Annotated in this window: 19 protein-coding genes; 8 read left to right on the forward strand and 11 right to left on the reverse strand. The window is 73.2% G+C overall.

Annotated features, from left to right (window positions below; all coding sequences use genetic code 11):
- The first annotated feature begins 274 nt into the window (after positions 1-274).
- From hpnA to MFF64_RS17405, 6 genes are all read left to right on the forward strand, one after another.
- Positions 275-1,321 (forward strand): hopanoid-associated sugar epimerase, encoded by a 1,047-nt coding sequence (gene hpnA / locus MFF64_RS17380; protein WP_238191724.1) that lies wholly within the window; start codon positions 275-277, stop codon positions 1,319-1,321.
- Positions 1,318-2,202, forward strand: coding sequence for a squalene synthase HpnC (gene hpnC, locus MFF64_RS17385; RefSeq protein WP_099904582.1), 885 nt, complete (start codon positions 1,318-1,320; stop codon positions 2,200-2,202). Before hpnA ends, hpnC begins: the two co-directional genes overlap by 4 nt.
- A complete protein-coding gene (gene hpnD, locus MFF64_RS17390) occupies positions 2,199-3,059 on the forward strand; it encodes a presqualene diphosphate synthase HpnD (RefSeq protein WP_099904584.1) in 861 nt (286 codons plus the stop codon). The genes hpnC and hpnD overlap by 4 nt, the downstream gene beginning before the upstream one ends.
- Entirely contained in the window at positions 3,056-4,357 is a 1,302-nt protein-coding gene (gene hpnE / locus MFF64_RS17395; RefSeq protein WP_099904586.1) for a hydroxysqualene dehydroxylase HpnE, read from the forward strand. The genes hpnD and hpnE overlap by 4 nt, the downstream gene beginning before the upstream one ends.
- A gap of 77 nt (positions 4,358-4,434) precedes the next feature.
- The gene (shc, locus tag MFF64_RS17400; RefSeq protein ID WP_238191727.1) at positions 4,435-6,474 is read left to right on the forward strand and encodes a squalene--hopene cyclase; all 2,040 of its coding nucleotides are present in this window, start codon (positions 4,435-4,437) and stop codon (positions 6,472-6,474) included.
- Between the two features lie 86 nt (positions 6,475-6,560).
- Complete coding sequence (locus MFF64_RS17405) at positions 6,561-7,592, forward strand: TIGR03885 family FMN-dependent LLM class oxidoreductase (RefSeq protein WP_099902477.1); 1,032 nt, start codon at positions 6,561-6,563, stop codon at positions 7,590-7,592.
- A 72-nt stretch (positions 7,593-7,664) separates the two neighbouring features.
- Here the strand turns inward: MFF64_RS17405 and MFF64_RS17410 are convergent, their stop codons facing one another.
- The gene (locus MFF64_RS17410) at positions 7,665-7,973 is read right to left on the reverse strand and encodes a GCG_CRPN prefix-to-repeats domain-containing protein (RefSeq protein ID WP_099902475.1); all 309 of its coding nucleotides are present in this window, start codon (positions 7,971-7,973) and stop codon (positions 7,665-7,667) included.
- A gap of 124 nt (positions 7,974-8,097) precedes the next feature.
- Positions 8,098-8,580: a Ros/MucR family transcriptional regulator gene (locus MFF64_RS17415; protein WP_238191729.1), complete on the reverse strand. Its 483-nt coding sequence runs from the start codon at positions 8,578-8,580 to the stop codon at positions 8,098-8,100.
- Positions 8,581-8,910: 330 nt separating this feature from the next.
- Between MFF64_RS17415 and MFF64_RS17420 the strand changes: the two genes are divergently transcribed.
- The gene (locus tag MFF64_RS17420) at positions 8,911-9,804 is read left to right on the forward strand and encodes a L,D-transpeptidase (protein ID WP_099899405.1); all 894 of its coding nucleotides are present in this window, start codon (positions 8,911-8,913) and stop codon (positions 9,802-9,804) included.
- A gap of 92 nt (positions 9,805-9,896) precedes the next feature.
- Here the strand turns inward: MFF64_RS17420 and MFF64_RS17425 are convergent, their stop codons facing one another.
- Positions 9,897-10,121, reverse strand: coding sequence for a hypothetical protein (locus MFF64_RS17425; RefSeq protein ID WP_099899403.1), 225 nt, complete (start codon positions 10,119-10,121; stop codon positions 9,897-9,899).
- On the reverse strand, positions 10,118-10,675 hold the full coding sequence (locus tag MFF64_RS17430) for a sigma-70 family RNA polymerase sigma factor (RefSeq protein WP_238191809.1): 558 nt from the start codon (positions 10,673-10,675) through the stop codon (positions 10,118-10,120). Before MFF64_RS17430 ends, MFF64_RS17425 begins: the two co-directional genes overlap by 4 nt.
- A gap of 172 nt (positions 10,676-10,847) precedes the next feature.
- Between MFF64_RS17430 and MFF64_RS17435 the strand changes: the two genes are divergently transcribed.
- Positions 10,848-11,717 (forward strand): protein-L-isoaspartate O-methyltransferase family protein, encoded by an 870-nt coding sequence (locus MFF64_RS17435; RefSeq protein WP_099899401.1) that lies wholly within the window; start codon positions 10,848-10,850, stop codon positions 11,715-11,717.
- Between the two features lie 121 nt (positions 11,718-11,838).
- On the opposite strand, the gene MFF64_RS17440 is transcribed toward MFF64_RS17435, so the two are convergent.
- The 7 genes from MFF64_RS17440 to MFF64_RS17470 form a co-directional block, all read right to left on the reverse strand.
- On the reverse strand, positions 11,839-12,108 hold the full coding sequence (locus tag MFF64_RS17440) for a Pam3-gp28 family putative phage holin (protein WP_238191731.1): 270 nt from the start codon (positions 12,106-12,108) through the stop codon (positions 11,839-11,841).
- Positions 12,109-12,149: 41 nt separating this feature from the next.
- Positions 12,150-12,725 carry a glycoside hydrolase family 108 protein gene (locus tag MFF64_RS17445; RefSeq protein ID WP_238191733.1) on the reverse strand — a complete coding sequence of 192 codons (576 nt, stop codon included), beginning with the start codon at positions 12,723-12,725 and terminating at the stop codon, positions 12,150-12,152.
- Positions 12,726-12,804: 79 nt separating this feature from the next.
- Positions 12,805-13,473 (reverse strand): hypothetical protein, encoded by a 669-nt coding sequence (locus MFF64_RS17450; RefSeq protein ID WP_165795509.1) that lies wholly within the window; start codon positions 13,471-13,473, stop codon positions 12,805-12,807.
- Between the two features lie 7 nt (positions 13,474-13,480).
- Entirely contained in the window at positions 13,481-15,505 is a 2,025-nt protein-coding gene (locus MFF64_RS17455) for a DUF2793 domain-containing protein (protein WP_238191735.1), read from the reverse strand.
- Entirely contained in the window at positions 15,498-19,412 is a 3,915-nt protein-coding gene (locus tag MFF64_RS17460; protein WP_238191737.1) for a baseplate multidomain protein megatron, read from the reverse strand. Before MFF64_RS17460 ends, MFF64_RS17455 begins: the two co-directional genes overlap by 8 nt.
- The gene (locus MFF64_RS17465; RefSeq protein ID WP_425324293.1) at positions 19,409-19,861 is read right to left on the reverse strand and encodes a DUF6950 family protein; all 453 of its coding nucleotides are present in this window, start codon (positions 19,859-19,861) and stop codon (positions 19,409-19,411) included. The genes MFF64_RS17460 and MFF64_RS17465 overlap by 4 nt, the downstream gene beginning before the upstream one ends.
- Complete coding sequence (locus MFF64_RS17470; protein ID WP_238191739.1) at positions 19,839-20,726, reverse strand: phage/gene transfer agent baseplate hub protein; 888 nt, start codon at positions 20,724-20,726, stop codon at positions 19,839-19,841. The genes MFF64_RS17465 and MFF64_RS17470 overlap by 23 nt, the downstream gene beginning before the upstream one ends.

Consider the following 20,726-nt stretch of genomic DNA (forward strand, 5'->3'; position numbering starts at 1 on the left):
CGACGCGCCGTCGATCGTCAAGGTCGTCGAGGCCACGCTCCCGGCGCGCGAGACCGCGGCCGAGCGCGGCGGGCGCCTGCGCCTCGCCTGAGACGTCCGTCCGGACGGGTTCGTCCCGGTGGCAGGATGCTGATGCGCGGGCGGCACGGTCGCCTGCGATCCCTTTGCCCGCGCCTTGCGGGCATGGCGCCGGGCTGGCAGAAGCGGCCCGGCTTCCCGAAGTGAGGTACCACCGGAGATCGGGCCCGCCGCCCGAGCCGCCGAGAAGGAACGCATGACCGAGGCCCAGCACCGCACCGCGTCCACCCCGTCCGGCACCGCAGTCGAGCCCGGCCCGGTGCTGATCACCGGCGCCAGCGGCTTCCTCGGCCCGGCGCTCGTCGACGTGTTCCGGGCCGCCGGCTTCCCGGTGCGGGTGCTGGTGCGCGCGACGAGCCCGCGCACCAACCTGACCTGGCCCGACGTCGAGATCGTCGAGGGCGACATGCGCGACCCCGAGGCGGCGGCGGCCGGGATGCGCGGCATGCGCTACCTCGTCCACGCCGCGGCGGATTACCGGCTCTGGGCGCCGGACCCGGACGAGATCGTGCGCACCAACCGCGAGGGCACCCGGGCCCTGATGCGGGCGGCGCTCGATGCGGGCGTCGAGCGGGTGGTGTATACGTCGAGCGTCGCCACCATCAAGCCACACGACGACGGCACGCCCGCCGACGAGACCCGGCCGCTGACGCCCGAGACCGCCATCGGCGCCTACAAGCGCAGCAAGGTGGTGGCCGAGCGCGTGGTCGAGGAGATGGTGGCCCGCGACGGCCTGCCGGCGGTGATCGTCAACCCGTCGACCCCGATCGGCCCGCGCGACGTCAAGCCGACCCCGACCGGGCGGATCATCGTCGAGGCGGCGAACGGCAAGATGCCGGCCTTCGTCGATACGGGCTTGAACCTCGTCCATGTCGACGACGTGGCGAAGGGCCACCTCCTCGCCCTGCACCGGGGCCGCATCGGCGAGCGCTACATCTTGGGCGGCGAGGACGTGCTCCTCTCGCGCATGCTCGCCGACATCGCCGGCCTCGTCGGGCGGAAGCCCCCGACCGTGCGGCTGCCCCGGGCGGCGGTCTATCCGGTGGCCTTCGTGTCCGAACTCGCTGCCCGGATCACCGGCAAGGCGCCGCTCGCCACGATCGACGGCATCCGGATGTCGCGCTACCGGATGTTCTTCTCCGACGCCAAGGCGCGGGCCGAGCTCGGCTACGCGGCCCGGCCCTACCGCGACGGCCTGTCCGACGCCGTCGCCTGGTTCCGTCAGGCTGGATACATCCGATGAAAACCGCCACCGAGGCGCGCTCCGGCAAGGGGCACCGCGACGAGAATTTTCCGGTCGCCTCGCACCTGATCCATCCGCGCCATCGCGGCCCGATCCTGGACTTCTACTACTTCGTCCGGGCGGGCGACGACGTCGCCGACAATGCCGGCCTCTCGCCGGAGCGGAAGATCGCGCTCCTCGACGGCCTCGCCGACGCGCTGACCGGCAAGGGCCCCGACGATCCGGAGGCGGCCCCCTTGCGCCGCTCGCTCGCCGAGCGCGGGCTGCCGCCGCGCCACGCCCTGGAACTGCTCGACGCGTTCCGGATGGACGCGCACAAGTCGCGCTACGAAACCTGGGACGAACTCGCCCATTATTGCCGCTACTCGGCGGTACCGGTCGGCCGCTTCGTCCTCGACGTCCACGGTGAGGATCCGGGCCGCACCTGGCCGACCTCCGACGCGATCTGCACCGCGCTGCAGGTGATCAACCATCTGCAGGATTGCGGCAAGGATTTCCGGAGCGTCGACCGGGTCTACCTGCCGCGGGAGACCCTGGAGAAGCACGGTGCCCGCATCGAGGATCTGGGAGCCGAGCGTGCCACCCCGGCGCTGCGCGCCGTGATCAAGGACCTGGCGCAACGCTGCCTCGACCTCCTCGAGGAAGGTAGGCCCCTGCCCGACCTGATCGACGACACGCGTCTCGCCATGGAGATCGCGGCGATCCACCGCCTCGCGGTCCTGCTCGCCCGCGGCCTGCTGGTCCGTGATCCGCTGAGCGAGACGGTCCATCACGGCAAGGCCGCCTTCGCGCTCACCGCTCTCGGCGCCGCCGCCACTGCCCTCGCCCGGCGGCCGTTCCGCCGCCACTTGCATCCGGCCCTGCGGGGAGCCCGCCCGTGACCGCCCTCGCCTCCCAGACCCCGTCCCAAGCCGAGGCGACCGCCGAGGCCCCGGCCCTGCCGGCCGCCGGCTCGTCGTTCTACACCGCGATGCGGCTGCTGCCGGCCGAGCAGCGCGACGCGATGTACGCGGTCTACGCCTTCTGCCGCGCCGTCGACGACGTTGCCGACGACGGCGGTGCCCGCGAGGTGCGGGCGGCCGAACTCGACCGCTGGAGGGCCGACATCGACGCCCTCTATGCCGGAAGGCCGGTGCCGCGGACCCAGGCCCTCGTCGGCCCGGTGCGCCAGTTCGGTCTCCGGCGCGAGGATTTCCAGGCGGTGATCGACGGCATGGCGATGGACGCCGAGGCCGACATCGTCGCCCCCGATTCCGCGACCCTCGACCTCTATTGCGACCGGGTGGCGAGCGCCGTCGGCCGGCTCTCGGTGCGGATCTTCGGGCTGCCCGAGGAGCCGGGCATCAAGCTCGCCCACCATCTCGGCCGTGCGCTCCAGCTCACCAACATCCTGCGCGACATCGACGAGGATGCCGAGCGCGGCCGGCTCTACCTGCCGGCCGAGCCGCTGGCGGCGATCGGGCTGAACCATCCGACCCCGGCTTCCGCCCTCATCCATCCGCGCCTGGGCGAGGTCTGCGCCCGCCTCGCCGACGAGGCCCAGGGGCACTACGATGCCGCCTGGGCGATCATGAACCGCGAGCCGCGCCGGGCCACCAAGGCGCCCCGGATCATGGGGGCGGCCTATCACCTGATTCTCGTCGGCCTGCGCAAGCGCGGCTGGGCGGCGCCCCGCGCGCGGGTGAAGCCCGGCAAGCTCGCGCTGGTCGGCGTCCTCCTGCGTCACGCGATCGTCTGATGGGTACGGTTCACGTTCTGGGCGCCGGCCTCGCCGGCCTCTCGGCGGCCCTGCGCCTCGCCAAGGCCGGCCGGCGCGTCGTCGTGCACGAGGCGGCCAAGCAGGCCGGCGGGCGCTGCCGCTCCTACTTCGATCCGGCCCTCGGGCTGACCATCGACAACGGCAACCACCTGCTGTTGTCGGGCAATCGCGACGCCCTCGACTTCCTGAAGCTGGCCGGCGCGCCCGAGGGCGTGCTCGCCGGGCCGGACGAGGCCGCCTTCGCCTTCGCCGACATCGCCACCGGCGAGCGCTGGACCCTGCGCCCCAATGCCGGCCGCCTGCCCTGGTGGGTGCTCGATGCCCGCCGCCGGGTGCCGGGCAGCCGCGCCCGCGACTACCTCGCGCCGCTCGGCATCTTCCGCGGCGCGACGAAGTCCGCGACGATCGGCGAGAGCATGGCCTGCGAGGGGCTGCTATGGGATCGCCTCTGGCGCCCGGTGCTGCTCGCCGCCCTCAACACCGAGCCGCAGGAGAGCGATGCGGGCCTTGCCGCCACGATCCTGCGCGAGACGCTGGGTGCCGGCGGCCGGGCCTGCCGGCCCCTCGTCGCGGTGGAGGGCCTGTCGGCGGCCTTCGTCGATCCGGCCCTGACGGCTCTGGCGGCAGCCGGCGCCGAGATGCGCTTCGGCCGGCGCCTGCGGGGGCTCGGAATCGGGGACGGACGCCTGACCCGGCTCGACTTCTCGGACGGCGCGGAAGAGCTCGGCGCCGACGACGCGGCGGTGCTGGCCCTGCCCGCATGGGTCGCCGCCGACCTGATGCCGGGCTTGAGCGTGCCGCAGAGCCACCGCTCGATCGTTAACGCGCATTTCGCGCTGGCTCCGAAGCCGGGCGCGCCGCTGCTCCTCGGCGTCGTCGGCGGCGTCACCGAATGGCTGTTCTCCTATCCCGACCGGCTCTCGGTGACGATCAGCGGCGCTGACCGCCTGCTCGACGTGCCGCGCGAAGAGCTCGCCCGCACGATCTGGGACGAGGTCTCGCGGCTCTCGGGCTTCTCCGGCGAGCCGCTGCCGCGCTGGCAGATCGTCAAGGAGAAGCGCGCCACCTTCGCGGCGACGCCCGCCGAGGCGGCGCGACGGCCCGGTGCGCGCACGCACATCGCCAATCTGGCCTTGGCGGGAGATTGGACCGCGACCGGGCTGCCCTCGACCATCGAGGGGGCGATCCGGTCCGGGGCGACGGCAGCGCAGGTCCTGGCTGGTGTTGGCACCGGTGCGAGCACCGGCGGCAACGCTGCGTTGCGCGGAGCCGCTTGACGCCGGGGTCCGGTTTCGGGAACAGCGTGGGCGTGCGCGGCGTTTTGTGCGCTGCAAAAATCAATCGGGATGGCATCATGGGCGGCGGGGCGGAGCCGCCCTCGCTCGAGGAAGGCAGAGATACCGTGGGCAAGGTCGAGACGCTGCAACGCAAGAGCACGCAGGACATCACCCTCGACGAGGTCGAGCGGCGGGTGTCGGCCGCGTCCCGGGCGCTGACGCAACTGGCACATGCCGACGGGCACTGGTGCTTCGAGCTGGAGGCGGACGCCACCATCCCGTCCGAGTACATCCTCTACCACCACTTCCGTGCTTCGGTGCCGCCGCGGGAGCTGGAAGAGAAGATCGCCGTCTACCTGCGCCGGACGCAGAGCGCGCTGCACAATGGCTGGGCGCTCGTCCACGAGGGCCCCCTCGACATGAGCGCGAGCGTCAAGGCGTACTTCGCCCTGAAGATGATCGGCGATCCGATCGACGCGCCGCATATGCGCCGGGCCCGGGAGGCGATCCTGCAGCGGGGCGGCGCGGCCCATGCCAACGTCTTCACCCGCACCCTGCTCGCCCTCTACGGCGAGGTGCCGTGGAGCGCCGTGCCGGTCATGCCGGTCGAGGTGATGCTGCTGCCGCGGTGGTTCCCGTTCCACCTCGACAAGGTCTCGTACTGGGCCCGCACCGTGATGGTGCCTCTCTTCATCCTGCAGATGAAGAAGCCCCGGGCCAAGAACCCCCGTGGCGTCGGCGTGCGCGAGCTGTTCACCCAGGATCCGGAGCGGATCCGGCGCTGGCCCTCCGGCGCGCAGGAATCCTCGCCCTGGCGCCCGGTCTTCGCGGTCATCGACGACATCCTGCGGGTGGTCGAGCCCCTGTTCCCGGCCGGGCCTCGCGCCAAGGCGGTCGACAAGGCGGTGGCCTTCGTCAGCGAGCGGCTGAACGGCGAGGACGGCTTGGGCGCCATCTTCCCGGCCATCGCCAACTCGGTGCTGATGTACGAGGCGCTCGGCTACCCGGAGGACCACCCCCTGGTGGTCACGGCGCGCTCGGCGGTGGAGAAGCTCGTCACCGTCAAGGAGCACGAGGCCTACGTCCAGCCCTGCCTCTCCCCGGTCTGGGACACGGCGCTCGCCGCCCACGCCTTGATGGAGGCCGGCGGGCAGGAGAACGAGCGCCAGGCCCGCGCCGCCCTCGAATGGCTCAAGCCCCTTCAGGTCCTCGACATCAAGGGCGACTGGGCGGCCCGCAAGCCGGACGTGCGCCCGGGCGGATGGGCGTTCCAGTATGCCAACCCGCACTATCCCGACCTCGACGACACCGCCGTGGTGGCGATGGCGATGGACCGGGCGCAGACCCGCCTCGGCCCCGGCGAGGGCGGCTCGGACTACACCCAGTCGATCGCCCGGGCACGCGAATGGATCGAGGGCCTGCAGAGCCGCGACGGCGGGTTCGCGGCGTTCGACGCCGACAACACCTATCACTACCTGAACTACATCCCGTTCTCCGACCACGGCGCCCTGCTCGACCCGCCGACCGCCGACGTCACCGCCCGCTGCATCTCGATGCTCGCCCAGCTCGGCGAGACCAGGGAGACGAGCCCCGTCCTCGCCCGGGCCGTCGACTACCTCCTGGCCGACCAGGAGGAGGATGGCAGCTGGTACGGCCGCTGGGGCATGAACTACATCTACGGCACGTGGTCGGCGCTCTGCGCGCTGAATGCCGCCGGCCAGGATCCGGCCTCCGCGCCGATGCGCAAGGCGGTGGAGTGGCTGGTCTCGATCCAGAACCCGGACGGCGGCTGGGGCGAGGACGCGGCGAGCTACAAGCTCGAGTATCGCGGCTACGAGCGGGCGGCGAGCACCGCCTCGCAGACGGCCTGGGCGCTGATCGCCCTGATGGCGGCGGGCGAGGCCGACCACCCGGCGGTGGCCCGCGGCGTCAACTACCTCGCCCGCACGCAAGGGCAGGACGGGCTGTGGGGCGAGGAGTTCTACACCGGCACCGGCTTCCCGCGGGTGTTCTACCTGCGCTATCACGGCTACGCGAAGTTCTTCCCGCTCTGGGCGCTGGCGCGCTACCGCAATCTCCAGCGGGGCAACAGCCGCCGGGTGGCGGTGGGGATGTAGCGAGGAGCGGTCGGGCCCGCGGCGCAACCGCGCCCGCCCGGAACGACCGCCCGGGCTCGGGCATTCCTCGGGCCGGGAGCCGCGCGATGACCCTGTACAGTTACCACATCTCCCACGAGCAGTGCCCGCCCCGGGCCCTGCTCGCGCTGGCCCAGCGGGCCGAGCAGGCCGGTTTCGACGGGGCCTTCTCCTCCGACCACCTTCAGCCCTGGTCGCCGAGCCAGGGCGAGTCCGGCTTCGCCTGGGCCTGGCTCGGCGCCGCCCTGCAGGCGACCGAGCGGCTGACCTTCGGCATCATCTCGGTCCCGGGGGGCTGGCGCTACCACCCGGTGGTGCTGGCCCAGGCCGTGGCGACCCTCGGACAGATGTTTCCGGGCCGGGTGCCGTGGGTGGCGCTCGGCAGCGGCCAGGCGATGAACGAGCGCGCCACCGGCGGCGCCTGGCCCGACAAGGCCGAGCGCAACGCCCGCCTGCGCGAGGGCGCCGAGATCATGCGGGCGCTCCTCGCCGGCGAGACCGTGACCCAGCGCGGGCGCCTGACGGCGGTGGACGCCAAGGTGTGGTCGCTGCCCGAGACCCCGACCCGTCTGGTGGGGGCGGCCACCAGCGTCGAGACCGCCGCCTGGCTCGGCACCTGGGCCGACGGGCTCCTCACCGTCGGGACGAGCCCCGAGGCCTTGGGGCCGATCGTCGACGCCTTCCGGGAGGGCGGCGGCGCCGACAAGCCGGTCTTCCTCAAGATGGATCTCAGCTACGCCCCCGATCCGGCCGAGGCTCTGCACCAGGCCCATGCCGAGTGGCGCTTCAATGCGCTACCGGCCTCGGTTGCCTGGGAACTGCCCCGCCCGGCCGATTTCGAGGCCGCCGCCCGCTACCTGCGGCCCGAGGACATGCACGAGGCGGTCCTGATCTCCCACGACCTGCCGGCGCTGACCGAGCGCATCGCCGCCTGCGCGGCGCTCGGCTTCGACAGCATCGACCTGCACCAGGTCGGCGGCAACCAGGCGGCGTTCATCGACGCCTTCGGCGAGCGGGTGCTGCCGACGCTCCACGGCCGCAAGGCCCCGGTGATCGAGTTCGATCCGTTCGGGCGCAAGCCTGCGGCGCGGGCCGGCTAGACCGCCCGGATCCTGAACGCAGAAAGGCGCCCGACCGGCCGGTCGGGCGCCTTTCGTCGAATACGATCCGGATCAATAACCGTAATAGAAGCGGCGTGGGCCGTAATACGGGCGCCGCCAGTACGGCCGCGGGCCGTAATAATAGGGGCGCGGTCCGTAGAACGGCCGCGGTCCGTAGAACGGGCGGCAATAGCCGAAGCGGTTCGGGAAGAAGCCCGGGCCGCAGCCGCCGGCCACCTTCGTCACGCCCGTCTCCGACGCGAGCGTGCCCGCCGTGCCGAGGCCGATCGGGGCGGCCTGTACGGTCGACGCAAGACCCAAGCTACCGATCAAGCCGCCCGCGACGAGGGCGGCCATCCCGAGCACCTTGACGTGCATCATCGTGGGATCTCTCCTTGGGAGTGAGGGGCGGCCGCGAGGACCGCCCTGCCCCGCAAGGAAAGAACTAACGACCTGAATGCACGATGAGCGCGCCTGTCGGCTCCCGCTCAGCTCGGGATGCGTCTCAGCGGCGCTTGGACTTCCCCGGCGCCGGCCCAGAGACCACCGGGTCGGCCGCGGCCCGCATGGCCGCGCCGCGGCCGCGCCGGCTCTGGCCGAGGCCGGAGCTCTTGGCGAGCTCGGAGCGCTGGGCGGCGTAGTTGGCGGCGACCATCGGGTAGTCCGGCGGCAGGCCCCACTTCTGGCGGTAGGCTTCCGGGGTGAGCCCGCGCCCGGCCAGGTGACGCTTGAGCGTCTTGTACGGCTTGCCGTCCTCAAGGCTGATGATGTGGTCGGGGGTGACGGTCCGGCGGATCGGCACCGGCGGCGCCACCCTCTCGGGCTCCGGCGCCGGTGCCGCGCCGAGCTGGCTCAGCGACGTGTGGACCGCCGCGATCAGTCCAGGGACGTCCGCTGCCGGAACGGAGTTGTTCGCCACATAAGCCGACACGACGTCGGCGGCGAGCTCGATCAGGTCGAGCGACCGGGTGGGGTCATCGTTGGTCATGGCGCACCAGATCGAAATGACTGGCTCAAGAGGGCACGTGTTGTCGGGGGCGTCAACCACAGGTGATATGCGTAACAACAGAATTCGTCAGTCTCGATACGAAATAGAAAAAGTATCGCACGCGATTGGCCGGCTGGCTCCGCATCGCGCCGGAGGCGGTTCGGCCCGGGCGGCGCCGGGGCCACACCCGCCGGGATATCGTGCTAGCCCGTTGGTCCTGACGGTTTTTTCACGAACGGCGGTTTCCCCTCGGTGGGGAAATGCCCTAGCTGTTGCTGCATTGCGCCATCCGGCGCCCCGTTCCTGTCAGCACGATCCGCAAGACATCCCATGACCGACAAGAACCGCCGCTTCCTGGTCATCGGCACCGCCGCCGGCCTCGCCTCGACGCTGCTGGCGGGCGCGTGGCCGCGCCCCGCCTTCGCCTGGACGGACCAGGATTTCGCCCCCGTCCGGCGCCGGCGCTCCCGCGATCCCGTCCCGGCGGATGACGGCGCGTTCTACGACACGCGGGGCCAGGCCACCGATCCCTATTATCGGACCGAGCCCGTCCCCACCGAGGCGCCGGAGGAGGATTCGTTCTGGGGCGGCGGCCGGCGCGCCGTGGCGCCGCAGCCGGGCACGGTCGATCCGAACGCCGCGATCGTGGTCGATGACGGGCCGATCGACTACGCCCGTGCCTATGCGGCGCTCGACACCGAGCCGTTTCCGGTCCCGGCCTTCCGCTGGCGCCGGGCGAACCCGTCCTTCCTGCGCCAGGAGGTCGCCTATGGCGGCCGCTACGCGCCCGGCACGATCGTGGTCGATCCGCGGGCGCACCACCTCTACCTGATCCAGGAGGGCGGCCGGGCGCGCCGCTACGGCGTCGGCGTCGGCCGCCAGGGCTTCGCCTGGAACGGGGCGGCCACCATCAACTCCAAGCAGGCCTGGCCGGACTGGTACCCGCCCAAGGAGATGATCGCCCGCCAGCCGGCCCTGGCCCGCAGCGTGTCCAAGCTGCAGAGCGGCCTCGGCGTGCCGGGCGGCCCGCGCAACCCACTCGGCGCCCGCGCCCTCTACCTGTGGCAGAACAACAAGGACACGCTCTACCGCATCCACGGCACCACCGAGCCGGAGAGCATCGGCCGCAGCGTCTCCTCGGGCTGCATCCGGATGATCAACCAGGACGCGATCGACCTCTACGCCCGGGTGCCGGTGGGCGCGCAGGTGGTGGTGCTGGGCTGACATCACAGGCCCGCCCAGCAGAGGCGCACGGCGCACCTCTGCTTGGCTTCTTGTTCTTGCAGCATTTGGCCGGCGGAATGATGCCGGGGGGATCAGGGCCGCCGCAGGGCCGGTCCTCCCCCGGTGATGTCCGGCGGCAGGCGGGCTCCTTCCTCGGCCTGGTCGACCGCTCGCAGCACGAGCCGGCGCAGGGCCTCTGCGCCCGGCGCGGCCTCCGCGACGAGGGCCCGCACCTCCGGCTCGGGGGCCGACAGGATCTCGGCCTCGAGCGCCTCGGTCAGGCGGTCGAGCGCGCGGTCGGGGCGCCACTGGGTCATCGCGGGCCTCCCTCGGAATCGAGCCGCAGCAACGCGCGCCGCAGCCGCTTGCGGGCGCTGTCGTAATCCGTCTGGGACAGGCCGTGCCGGGCGCGGATCTCGCCGGCGGAGCGGCCGTGGCCCAATCCCTCGATGATCCGCAGCACCGTCTCGTCGCCGGAGAACAGCGCCACGATCCTGCCGAGCGCCTGTGCGGCGGCGATCGCCCGCTCGGGATCGGCACCCTCGCGGTCCGCCGCGTCGTGCTCCCGCCACGCCCGCTCCTGGGCCAGCCAATCTTGAGCCAGCCACTCTTGGGCCAGCCGCCGCCGGAGGTCGTGCTCGATCGAGCGCATGCATCCGGCCAGGAAGACCAGGACCGGAACCCCCGGCGGCCAGCGCCGCGTGCCGTCGAGCGCCCGCACGATCGCCTCGTGCAGGATGTCGGACCAGTCGGTGCCGGGAAGCCGGCGCGCCCGCAGCCGGGCGAGCGCCCGCAGGCGCGCGAGATCGACGGTCGACAGGTCGCGGATCGCCCCCGCGACGTCGCGCTGCTCGGCCTCGTCCGTCTCCATCGTCACCACGTCCGCACTCGTCCAGGGTCATGCGCATGGGCGCGCCGACTGCGGACAGGCGCGGATCGAAATTTTGCGAAATGGTCCGGCCGGTCCGCGTCCCGTCGGTTCATGCGCCTCCTCTCGTGGCCGCGCATCGGCGGCTGGAGAGCGCGCATCCGGAGCAGGCACCATGACACGGGACGAGCGGGCCGCCATCGCACGGCACATCTACGCCAGGCACGTCGCCCACGCGGCGGCTGCGGACGAGGCCGGGCTGCGCAGCGCCCTGGAGGCGGCCCTGGCCGTCATCCCTCGCGAGCGCTTCCTGCCGCCCGGACCCTGGCACCTGGCCCGCCTGTCCGGCGGCTATACGCCGACGCCCGATGACGATCCGGTCTATCTCTACCAGGACGTGCCCGTGGCGATCCGGCCGGAGCGGCACCTCAACAACGGGCAGCCCTCCTTCCTGGCCGGCCTGATCGCCCGGGGACGGCCGGGCCGGGGCATGAAGGCGGTGCATGTCGGCACGGGGACCGGCTACTACACGGCCCTGCTGGCCCGCCTCGCCGGGGCGGAGGGCCATGTGCTCGGCATCGAGCATGACCCCGCCCTCGCGGCCTTCGCGGCCGAGGCGCTGGCCGAACTGCCGCAGGTCCGCATCGTCGCGGGCGACGGCGCCGCCATGACGCTGCCCCCGGCCGACCTCGTCCTCGTCAATGCCGGCGCGGTGCGTCCGGCCTATGCCTGGCTCGACGCGCTCAAAGTCGGCGGGCGGCTGGTCCTGCCCCTGACGGCCGGGCCGCGGCCCGGCACGCCGATCACCCGAGGGGCCGTCTTCCTGATCGAGCGTCGCGACGAGGGGCACTACACGGCGCGCTGCCTTTCCCCGACCCTGATCTATCCCTGTGCCGGCGCCCGCGATCCTGTGGCCGAGCGGGCCCTGGCACGCGCTCTGGCGGCCGGCGGCCAGGAGGCCGTCCGGATGCTTCACCGCACCGATGCGCTTCCCGACGACAGATGCTGGTTGCGCGGGCCTGGCTGGTGCCTCGCCTATGGATGACGGAGGGTTCGCGCACCGGCCTCGTCCGCGACGACAGCGAAGCCGGCGACCACTGCCCGACGATGGCACGGGATGCCGAGGCATCGACCGCGTGAGCGGCATCCCGGAACCGGGACATGCGCTACGCGGGCGGCCGGACCTTGGCGCTCGGGACCGCGTGCGCGGTCGCCGGGTCGGCCAGGATCGTCTTCACCGCTGGCAAGGCGGCCGCGGAGGCGACGAGGCCGGCATTGCGCCGCACGTAGAGGCCCCAGGCGGTGACGAGCAGCGTCACCAGCGCGCCGGTCAAGGCGGTGGCGGTGTCGGCATCGATCCAGCCGCGCCCGACGGCGATCCCGCCGCCGAACTGCAGCAGGGTGCGCAGCAGCGTGGTGAGCTGGTCCTGGTTCATGACGATCTCCTGTCGAAGGATGGTGGGGCGGAATGTGCCCGTCAGGCCGCGACGGGCTGGCCGCAGGCCGGGCAAGGGGTCGGTGCGGCGGGACGCTCCGGGGCGGCATGGAGCGCGAGCGCCGCCGCCCGCACCTCCTCCACCCGTCGACCCCAGCCGCGCCCGAAGCGCGGCCAGGTCGACAAAGCCCGCAGGAACGTCAGCCGCCCGTCGCACAGGGCGTCGATCAGCGCCGGCCCGTCCCGGCCCTTGAGCGCCGCCAGCGTTACCGGGCCGAGCCGCCCGTCATCGGCGAGGCCCAAGGCCCGCTGCAGCCCGATCACCGCCCGCCGCGGGCCGCTGTTCACCGCGAAGTCGAACAGCGCGTAATCCAGCCCCGCCGGCAGCGCGTCACCCTGGATCGCGTCCCAGAACCGCCGCCGGTAGAGCGGCGCCACCGAAGCCACCGTCAGTGCCCGCACCTCCGCCCGCATCGCCGGCCGGCCGAGCCACAGGCTCAGCGTGCCGATCGTCACCCCGAGGTTCGTCGCCCCTCCCGGGTCGTGCGGGTCGTCCGACCACCCGCCCTCGTGTGTCAGGACGAGCGAAAGCGCCCGCTCGAACGTGCTCGCGGCCATACCGTCTCTCCGGGTTGGGCAGGGTGGTGCGGCGCGCCGGCCTTGCGCCGGGCGTCAGGCCGCGATCAGGGGCAAGGGGTCAAAGGGCGGCAGCCTGGCGCCACAGCGCGTCCAGCTCCGCCGCGTCGGAGCCGAGCGCGGCGCCGAGCTGCGCCACCATCGGGTGACCGCGCTCGAACGCGGTGGCGCCCGACAGCAGCATCCGGGCGGCGAAGCGCTCGGCCGCCGGCAGGCCCGCCACCGCCGCCTCGATCCGCGCCGGCAGCACGCCCGTCATCACCGCCGCCAGCGCCTCGTCGGGCGTGATTGCGCCGGCCTGCGCCAGGGCCTGGAAGAACTGCCGGTCCGACACCGCCGGCAGGGGTGCGGCCGGCGCCGGCGCGGCTTGCAGCGCCGCGAGCTGCGCCGCCAGGGCGTCCCGCTCCGCCTCCGCGGCATCGCGCGCCGCCGCCGCCACATCGCGCGCCTCGGCCATCTCGTCGCGGTCCCGTCGCGCCGCCTCCGCGGCGGCCATCGCCGCATCACGTCCGGCCAGCGCCGCGGCGTCGATCCCGTCCAGGACCGCCGAGAGCGGGAACCCCGCCGCCTCGGCCTGCGCGGGCGTCAGCGCCCCGCTCGCCACGAACTGCGCCTCGCTCGCGCCCGGCGGCGTCACGTGCCGGCCCAGCACCACGTGCCAGGCCGGCGCCTCCGCCGATCCCGCCGGCCGCCCGCGATACAGGAACTCGTACAGGTAGGCTTCGCTCATCTCACCCTCACGCCGCGACCGGGCTGTCATCCGACAGCCGCCGCCAGTTGCCGTTGGAGTAGCAGGCGACCACGCCCGTCCCGGCGCCCGCGCCCTCGCCGGACTTGCGGCCGTTCGAGACGTAGATCACCGCCCCGGCCGTTCCCGCCGGCACCGTCGCCACGGTGTACGAGCCGGGACGGATGGAGCCGGCAGCCACTATGTTGTGACTGAAGGTCGCCGCCCCGGTTGCCCTGGAGAGAGCGAGCGGCGTGAACAGGAAGCTGCCCGTGTCGCTGAATGCCGCCAGAACATAGTCGGACCCGGAGTTCCCGCCCGTTTCGGGTGTTCCCGTTGCCTGCATGGCCCAGCGCAGCATCCCGGCCGACTGGATGTTCACGCCTCGCGAGTAGCCCGATGCGCCGTTGATGAAGGACGACGTGTACTGAGACGTGTTGCCGCCGACACGCATCTCTCCTGCGACGCTCAGGACACCGCTCCCGCTCAGCGTCGCGACAGGTACGGTGCCGGCATACCACTTGTGGAATGCGTTCGCGGTCGGGACGCTGTTCCACAATGTGCTGCCGTCGATGCCGATCGCGTAATCGACATCGCTGCCCGACAAGGCGGGAAACAGCACGATCTTCGTTCCGACCGAGCGCGTCGTCGTGGTCGGGGGCGCCACGCCCGCGTTGCGATAGCCGATGACGTTGCTGGCGCCGTTGTCCAGGTTCACCGCACCCCCGCTGACGGTCAGCGCGCTCACGGTCGTGGAACCCGTGTTGCGGTTGATGACGAAGGGCGTCGCCCGATAGGTGCCGTCGTCGGAGAACGTGTTGATGAAGAAGTTCGAGCCGGCGTTGGACCCGCTCTCCGCGGTGCCGTCGACGCCGTAGTCCCAGCGGAAGGCGCTGCCGGTGAGAACCCGCGTCGTCCGGAAGGCGCCGGCGGCGCCGCTCAGCGCCAGGCTGGCGAAGGTCGGGACGTTGCCGCTCCCCAGCCCGAGCGCGGTCGCGCCCTGCGCCGCCGTGCCGGCGAGGACGCTGCGGCCGGGGGCGCTGGCGTCGGTGATGTCGGCGGCGGCCGGGCCGGTCACCGGCTTGCCGGAGGCGCGGACGTAATCGCGCACCGTCCAGGCACCGGACGCGTCCGAGGTCGCCAGCGCCGTGTCGCCGGGGGCGGTGACCAGGGGGGCGCCGCCCGGCAGGACCAGGCTGGCGGGATTGTGGGTGAGCGTCGCGGCGCCGGTGAAGCGCAGCAGGCGCAGGCGGTGCGGGCTGGTGCCGAAGCTCGTCACCGTGCCCGATCCGGTGAGCGCCACCTTGAGGGCGGGGAGCGCGCCGAGGTCGACGGTGGCGGCGACCGGGGCGGAGGCCTCCGCGGCCGCGAGGTCGAGGCCGCCGGTGCCGCGGTCGACCCGCAGGGCCTCGCGCCAGGCGGCGCCATCGGGGGAGACCTTCAGGCGCAGGTCGTCGTCGCCGGTCAGGCCCAGTTCGGCCCGGCCGGAGAAGCCGGACTGGAACAGCAGCGACAGGGTGTTGCCGGAGGCTTCCTTGTTGAGGGTGTAGCGCAGATCGCCGCTGCCGCCCTCGCCCACCGTCAGGGCGGTCCACAGCGCCTTGTTGAGCTTGGCGGCGAAGGGGTTCTGCGCGTCGGCGGTGGTGCCGAGGCCGAGCCGGGCGAGGTTCTGCAACGCCGTCAGGGTGGAGCGGAACGAGGCCCAGGCCACACCTGTACAGGTGTAGAGGTCTGCCTCGTCCGCCACGAAGGCGAGCCAGCCGGGGCGCGGCACGAAGCTGCGCCACGCCCCGTCCTGGTAGCGCACCACCCGGCCGGCCCAGCCCGCCCACGCCCCCGTGGGGGCGGCCCCCGCGATCAGGTAGCGGTCGCCCTCCGCCGGGCTCGCCGGCGGCGCGGTCAGGTCCTTGTCGAGGACGGCGAGCTGGACCAGCGTGTCGAGGGCGACGAGCGCCTCGTTGTGGGTCACGTGCTTCTGCGCCTGCGCCGCCGCCATCAGCGGCAGGGCGAGGTTGGCGGTGGCTGCGTCAGGCATACAGGGTCGCCCTCAGGGCCGCGCCGCGGCCGTAGGTTGCCGAGAGTTGGTGGATGGCGACGGACAGGCTCGCGACCGGCCCGCCGAAATCGGCCGCCTGGTGGGCCGCCGTGTAGGTGACGGTGGGGCCTGCGACCTCGAACGTGCGCAGCACCATGGAGCCCGCCAGCACGTCGAGGGCGTAGGCCTCGGCTTCCTCCGCGAGCGGCACCTCGACCTGTTCCCAGGGGTCGCCGTCGATCCGGGTGCGCCGGATCCACGACAGGACCAGGTCGCCCGACTCCGCCCGCACCATCCGGGCCTGCGCCGGGGCGTAGGGGCGCAGGCCCACGCCGCGGAACGCCAGGGTGGCGCCGGTGAAGCTCGGATCGTCCTGCGGCCGGCCGAGCGGGCCCCAGCGCCAGGCGAGCGGCAGGGTGCGGAGCGCCAGGGGCATCCCGGACTGCACCAGCGCGTCGGTGAGCACCACGAACGGCGCCCCGGCCGGGGTCGGGGCGCCCAGGGCGAACTCCGTCCCGAGCTGGCCGCGCAGCAGCGTGGCGAGCCGGTAGCGCCTGGGTGCCAGCAGCGTGGCTTGCGCCCATTGCAGCACCTCCCACTCGCCCGACGGCGTCAGCAGGGCCGCGACGTTGGCTCCGTTGAGCACGTCGATCTCGGGGGCGGAGGCCAGCTCCACCCCGCGCGGCACCTCGACGTACACCGCGTTGACCCGGTCCCACCGCCCGCACGGGCCGCCAAACAGCGCCGCCGTCAGCTGCCCGATGATCGACCGCGCGCCGATCGCCGCGTCGTCCACGAACGCCCCGCCGGCGGTCGCGCGCAGGACCGCCACCGGCGACCACGGCGCCGTGTAGGCGGCGAGGTAGGGCGCGTGCGCCACCGTGTCGGCGCGCAGGAGCGGCAGGTCGAGGAACTGGAACAAAGCCACCCCCACCGTCGCCGGCGGCTCGGCCGGGCGGGGCGTCGCGGTGCCGTCCCGGTAGGCGAACACCGACAGGTCGGTGCGGATGCCGCTCGCCGGCCGGCCCGCTTCCAGGCCGAGGCGGGTCAGCCGGTAGTCGGCGCCGCTCCCGGCGAGAGAGAGGGTGACGACGTCGCCGGCATCGAGCGCCAGGCAGGACGGCGGCAGGGTCGCCCCGACCTGCTCGCGCTCGACCACGCCCTGATAGAGCAGGGCCTGCGCGATGCCCCGCGCCGCCCCCTCGTCCAGGCACAAGGGCACCGAGACGCGCTGCACCGCGTTGGCCCGGCCGTTGGTGCGGCGCGCCTCGACCGACGCGGACTGGTAGCCGCGTTGCGGATCGATGTAGGTCAGCGCCACCACCCCCGGCAGCGCCGTCTCCTCCCCGCGGGTGCGCCGGTAGTCGCCGCCGCTGCCCTCCCGCGCCACCAGGTCATCCGCCGTCAGGGCCGCCGCCGGGGCTCGCGCCAGCGGCGCGAAGACCAGCCGCCCGGCCGACTCCGCCGCGTCGAAGAAGAAGCACGTGCGCAAGGGGTCGAGCGAGGCGCGCGGCGTCTGCACCTCCGTGACGGCGTAGCCCTCCACCAGGCCATGGAGCTGGCCGACATCGATCGGCACGCCGAGGCCCCCGCACAGCTCGGCCACCACGTCGGCGATCGGCGTCAGGCCGAGCCGCCCGTTGATCCAATGGCCGAGCCGGTAGTTCGGCCCGTCGCTCCACACGCTCGCTTGGCGCGGGAAGTCCGGGTAGGGCCGGGCATCCCAGGTCCAGACGAACAGCCGCTCGGGATCGACCATCCGGCCACCGTAGACCGCCGAGACCGGGTTGCCGGCCGCCCCCTGCCAGTAGGGGAGCGTGGCTTCGAGGTAGGCCCGTTGCGCCGCCAGGTCGCGCCGGCCATTCGAGAAGTACGGCAGGAAGCTTTCCGACGATTTCGGATCGACGAAGACGTTGGGCTGGTTCATGCCCTTGTCGACCGCCGGGCAGCCGAGTTCGATGAACCGGACCGGCTTGCCCTGCGGCACCCACCCCGTCGCGGTGGCCTGGCGCACCCCGCCCGGCCGGTCGCGATGCGGGTTTTCCCACCAGGCGCGCAGATCCTTGAGGCGGAAGACCCAGTGCTCGCCGTAAGCGGTATCGGCGATCGGCACCCGGTTCTGGGCGTCGCGATCGGCGGGCGTCGGATAGGACCAGTCGAACAGCTCGCCGGCCGCGACGTTGCCGGCGAGGTAGCCCGGATCATAGGGCGAGGGAGCGCCTGCCTTGGCGTCGAGATGGTCGAACCCGTCGCGCCAGTCGGCGAGCGGCATGTAGTTGTCGATCCCGACGAAGTCGATGTTCGGGCTCGACCACAGCGGATCGAGGTGGAAGTACACGTCGCCCGAGCCGTCGGCCGGGCGATGACTGGCGTATTCCGTCCAGTCGGCCGAGTAGCCGAGCTTCGTCGCGCCCCCCAGGATCGCCCGCGCGTCGGCCGCCAGGCTCACGAGCTGCGCCACCGCCGGGAAGGTCGAAGGCCCCGACCGCACGGTGGTGAGCCCGATCATCTCCGAGCCGATCAGGAACGTGTCGACCCCGCCCGCGGCCTCGGCCAGGCGCGCGCAATGCAGGATGAAGCGGCGGAACGAGAACTCCGCCTTGGCGCAGGTCACCGTCCGGCCGTTCCACGCCAGATCCGCCGGCGCCACGCTGCCGAAGAACGCCGCCACCTGGCCGGCCGCCGCGGCGGTCTTGTCGGGGCTGCCGGGCCGGCCCGGGGCCGGGTGGCAGGTCACGCGCCCGCGCCAGGGAAAGGCCGCCTGCTCCGCCCCGCCATGGGGATCGGGCAGCCCGTTGCCGGCGGGAATGTCCATCATCACGAACGGGTAGAGCGTGACCGCGTAGCCCCGCCCTTTCAGGGCCTGGATCAACTGCACCACCGACAGGTCGGACGGCGCGCCACCGAGCAACGGGCCGCCGGCCGCGTCGCGGCTGACGATCCCGGCGCTCGCCCGGTCGACCCCGCCGGCGAGCCATTCCGGGGTGGTCGACTTCGTGGCCGTCTCGACCTTCGGGACGATGCGGCAGGCGCCGAGCCGCAGATCCGTGCCGTGCCAGGCGACCACCAGCGAGACGTGCCGGCAGCGCGGCGCCTCGGCGGCGAGCTGGTCGAGCGCCTTGAGCGCGTCGACCCCGCCCGAGACCGTGTTCTGCCCGCTGATCCCGCCGAAGGTCGCGGCGTTGACCGGCGCGGTGGCGTAGGTGAACTCGCCCATGCTCGGGATCATCGTGACGGCGGTGACCAGCTCCTCGAGCCGCGGCCGGCCCGAGGCGTTGGGCGCGCGCCGGATCACCTCCGCGGTGATGACCGGGACGCGGTTGCCGAACTCCCCGAGCGGCAGGTCCTCGAACACGATGTAGGCGAGGCCACGATAGGCCGGGGCGTTGGCCGCGCCCTCGATGGCCGCGATCTTCGGGTCCGGCCCCTGCGCCTCGTCGCCGAGATAGACCCGGGCGCCGTAGGCGGCGAGCGCGATCCGCTTGCCGTCCGCGTAGACCTGGCCCACGGCGACGATCGGGCCTTCGCACAGGGCGATCGCCACGCTGACGCTGTAGGAATAGGTCACGTTGAACTGCTTCTGTCCGCCGCCGCCCTTGCCGCCGGAGGACTTCACCTTCTCGACCTTCTGCGTCTCCTTGAGCTTGGTGGCCCAGATGATCTGCCCGCCGACGCGGACGCGGCCGAAGACGCGCGCGAGGGCCGCGCCCTCGGTCGAGGCGGTGACGTGGAGGTCGGAGAGGCGCGGGCCGAGGTTGATCTGCGGCTTGGGGCGCGCGCCGAACAGGGCGCGATCGAGGGCGCTGCCGCCGGCGGCGCCGAGCACCTGGCCGATGGCGCCGCCGATCGGCCCGCCGAGCGCGTTGCCGACCGCCTGGCCGGCATAGGACAGGACCAGCGTGCTCACGTCGGGATCTCCGGGAAGCGGAAGGCGTAGGCGATGCGCCGGGACCAGGCCGGCGGGATCCAGGTCTCGACCACGGCGTGACCGTCATAGGCGTGGATCATCACGGACGGGGCGACCACGATCCCGCAATGCTTGGCCGGCAGGCGGTCGCGCCAGCGGAACAGCAGCACGTCGCCGGGCTCGGCCGCGCCTGGTTCGAGCGCCACCAGGTGGCGGGCGGCGGCATCCCGCAACGTCTCCTGCCCCCGGTCCTCGGCCCAGCTCGGGGTGTAGGGCGGCGGCACCTCCGGCTCGGCGCCGTACAGCGCGGCGTAGACGCCTCGCAGCAGGCCGAGGCAGTCGCAGCCCGCCCCGCGCAGGCTGGCCTGGTGGTGATAGGGCGTGCCGAGCCAGGTGCGCGCCAGCGCGACGACGCGCGCGCGGGTGTCAGCCGAGGCGGCCTCCATCATTGTCCGCTCCCTGGACGGCGTAGGCCACGGCGTAGTCGTTGCCCGGAAGATCCGGGAAGCCGCGGAAGTTGACGACGTTGGCGAACTTGTCCCGGCAGCTCGCCAGGGACTTGTCGCAGCCGGCGACGACCTGGAACCCGTCGCCGGCCATGATCGGGGCCGGCATCGGCTCCCACAGGTCGAGGGTGGCCAGCGCGCCGGCGCGGGCCTGGGCCCGCACCTCGACCGCGGCGCCGGCATTGGCGCCGGAGGTCCAGACCAGCCGGCCGGCCTCGAACCAGCGGGCGGCGTAGCCGGCGAGGCCGGAGGCGGCGAGGCTGCGGGCGCTGCGCACCGTCGCGACCGTGCCGGCGCCGCGCATCGCCGGGGCGGTGGCGTCGATCCGGCAGCGGGCATCGCCGAGGAGCGCGTCGCAGGAGCGCTGGTAGACCCAGCCGCGGGGCTGGTTCAGCCGATCGGCGAGGCCGCGGACTTCCGCCGTGAAGGCGGTGGGCCCACGGGAGACCTCGCCCACGGTGCCGGAGAGGACGAGGACGCGGTCGGCCGGGCTCGACCAGTCGACCCGCCACACCGCGACCGCGGCGCCGTCGAACAGGCCCCGCGCCAGCTCGGCTTCCGCCAGGCGCCCGCTGGTCAGCGCCCCGACGATCTCCAGGGAGTCGGCCGCGAGACCGGTGCCCTGTTCGAGCGCGGTGCCGGTGGCGCCGCTCTCGGCCGAGCACAGGACGCCGTCGACGGTGAGGTCTAGGTCATGGTCGGTGAAGCCGAGGCGCAGGCCGTCGGTGCGGGTGACGATCCAGCACTGGCACAGGGTAGTCACCCCGCTCGCGAGGCGAGCAGTCAGGGTGGGCGAGAGCGTCTTCAT

Origin of the sequence: Methylobacterium frigidaeris, assembly GCF_022179185.1 — a bacterium.
Lineage (GTDB): Bacteria > Pseudomonadota > Alphaproteobacteria > Rhizobiales > Beijerinckiaceae > Methylobacterium > Methylobacterium frigidaeris.

Excerpts from the sequence above, each read along its gene's own strand:
- hpnA (WP_238191724.1), top strand. The coding sequence starts at position 275 with ATGACCGAGGCCCAGCACCGCACCGCGTCCACCCCGTCCGGCACCGCA.
- MFF64_RS17425 (WP_099899403.1), bottom strand. The coding sequence starts at position 10,121 with ATGACCCAGTGGCGCCCCGACCGCGCGCTCGACCGCCTGACCGAGGCG.
- MFF64_RS17450 (WP_165795509.1), bottom strand. The coding sequence starts at position 13,473 with ATGAGCGAAGCCTACCTGTACGAGTTCCTGTATCGCGGGCGGCCGGCG.
- MFF64_RS17440 (WP_238191731.1), bottom strand. The coding sequence starts at position 12,108 with ATGAACCAGGACCAGCTCACCACGCTGCTGCGCACCCTGCTGCAGTTC.
- MFF64_RS17415 (WP_238191729.1), bottom strand. The coding sequence starts at position 8,580 with ATGACCAACGATGACCCCACCCGGTCGCTCGACCTGATCGAGCTCGCC.
- MFF64_RS17430 (WP_238191809.1), bottom strand. The coding sequence starts at position 10,675 with ATGGAGACGGACGAGGCCGAGCAGCGCGACGTCGCGGGGGCGATCCGC.
- MFF64_RS17455 (WP_238191735.1), bottom strand. The coding sequence starts at position 15,505 with ATGCCTGACGCAGCCACCGCCAACCTCGCCCTGCCGCTGATGGCGGCG.
- MFF64_RS17435 (WP_099899401.1), top strand. The coding sequence starts at position 10,848 with ATGACACGGGACGAGCGGGCCGCCATCGCACGGCACATCTACGCCAGG.
- MFF64_RS17465 (WP_425324293.1), bottom strand. The coding sequence starts at position 19,861 with ATGATGGAGGCCGCCTCGGCTGACACCCGCGCGCGCGTCGTCGCGCTG.
- MFF64_RS17410 (WP_099902475.1), bottom strand. The coding sequence starts at position 7,973 with ATGATGCACGTCAAGGTGCTCGGGATGGCCGCCCTCGTCGCGGGCGGC.
- MFF64_RS17445 (WP_238191733.1), bottom strand. The coding sequence starts at position 12,725 with ATGGCCGCGAGCACGTTCGAGCGGGCGCTTTCGCTCGTCCTGACACAC.
- MFF64_RS17420 (WP_099899405.1), top strand. The coding sequence starts at position 8,911 with ATGACCGACAAGAACCGCCGCTTCCTGGTCATCGGCACCGCCGCCGGC.
- shc (WP_238191727.1), top strand. The coding sequence starts at position 4,435 with ATGGGCGGCGGGGCGGAGCCGCCCTCGCTCGAGGAAGGCAGAGATACC.
- MFF64_RS17405 (WP_099902477.1), top strand. The coding sequence starts at position 6,561 with ATGACCCTGTACAGTTACCACATCTCCCACGAGCAGTGCCCGCCCCGG.
- hpnC (WP_099904582.1), top strand. The coding sequence starts at position 1,318 with ATGAAAACCGCCACCGAGGCGCGCTCCGGCAAGGGGCACCGCGACGAG.
- MFF64_RS17470 (WP_238191739.1), bottom strand. The coding sequence starts at position 20,726 with ATGAAGACGCTCTCGCCCACCCTGACTGCTCGCCTCGCGAGCGGGGTG.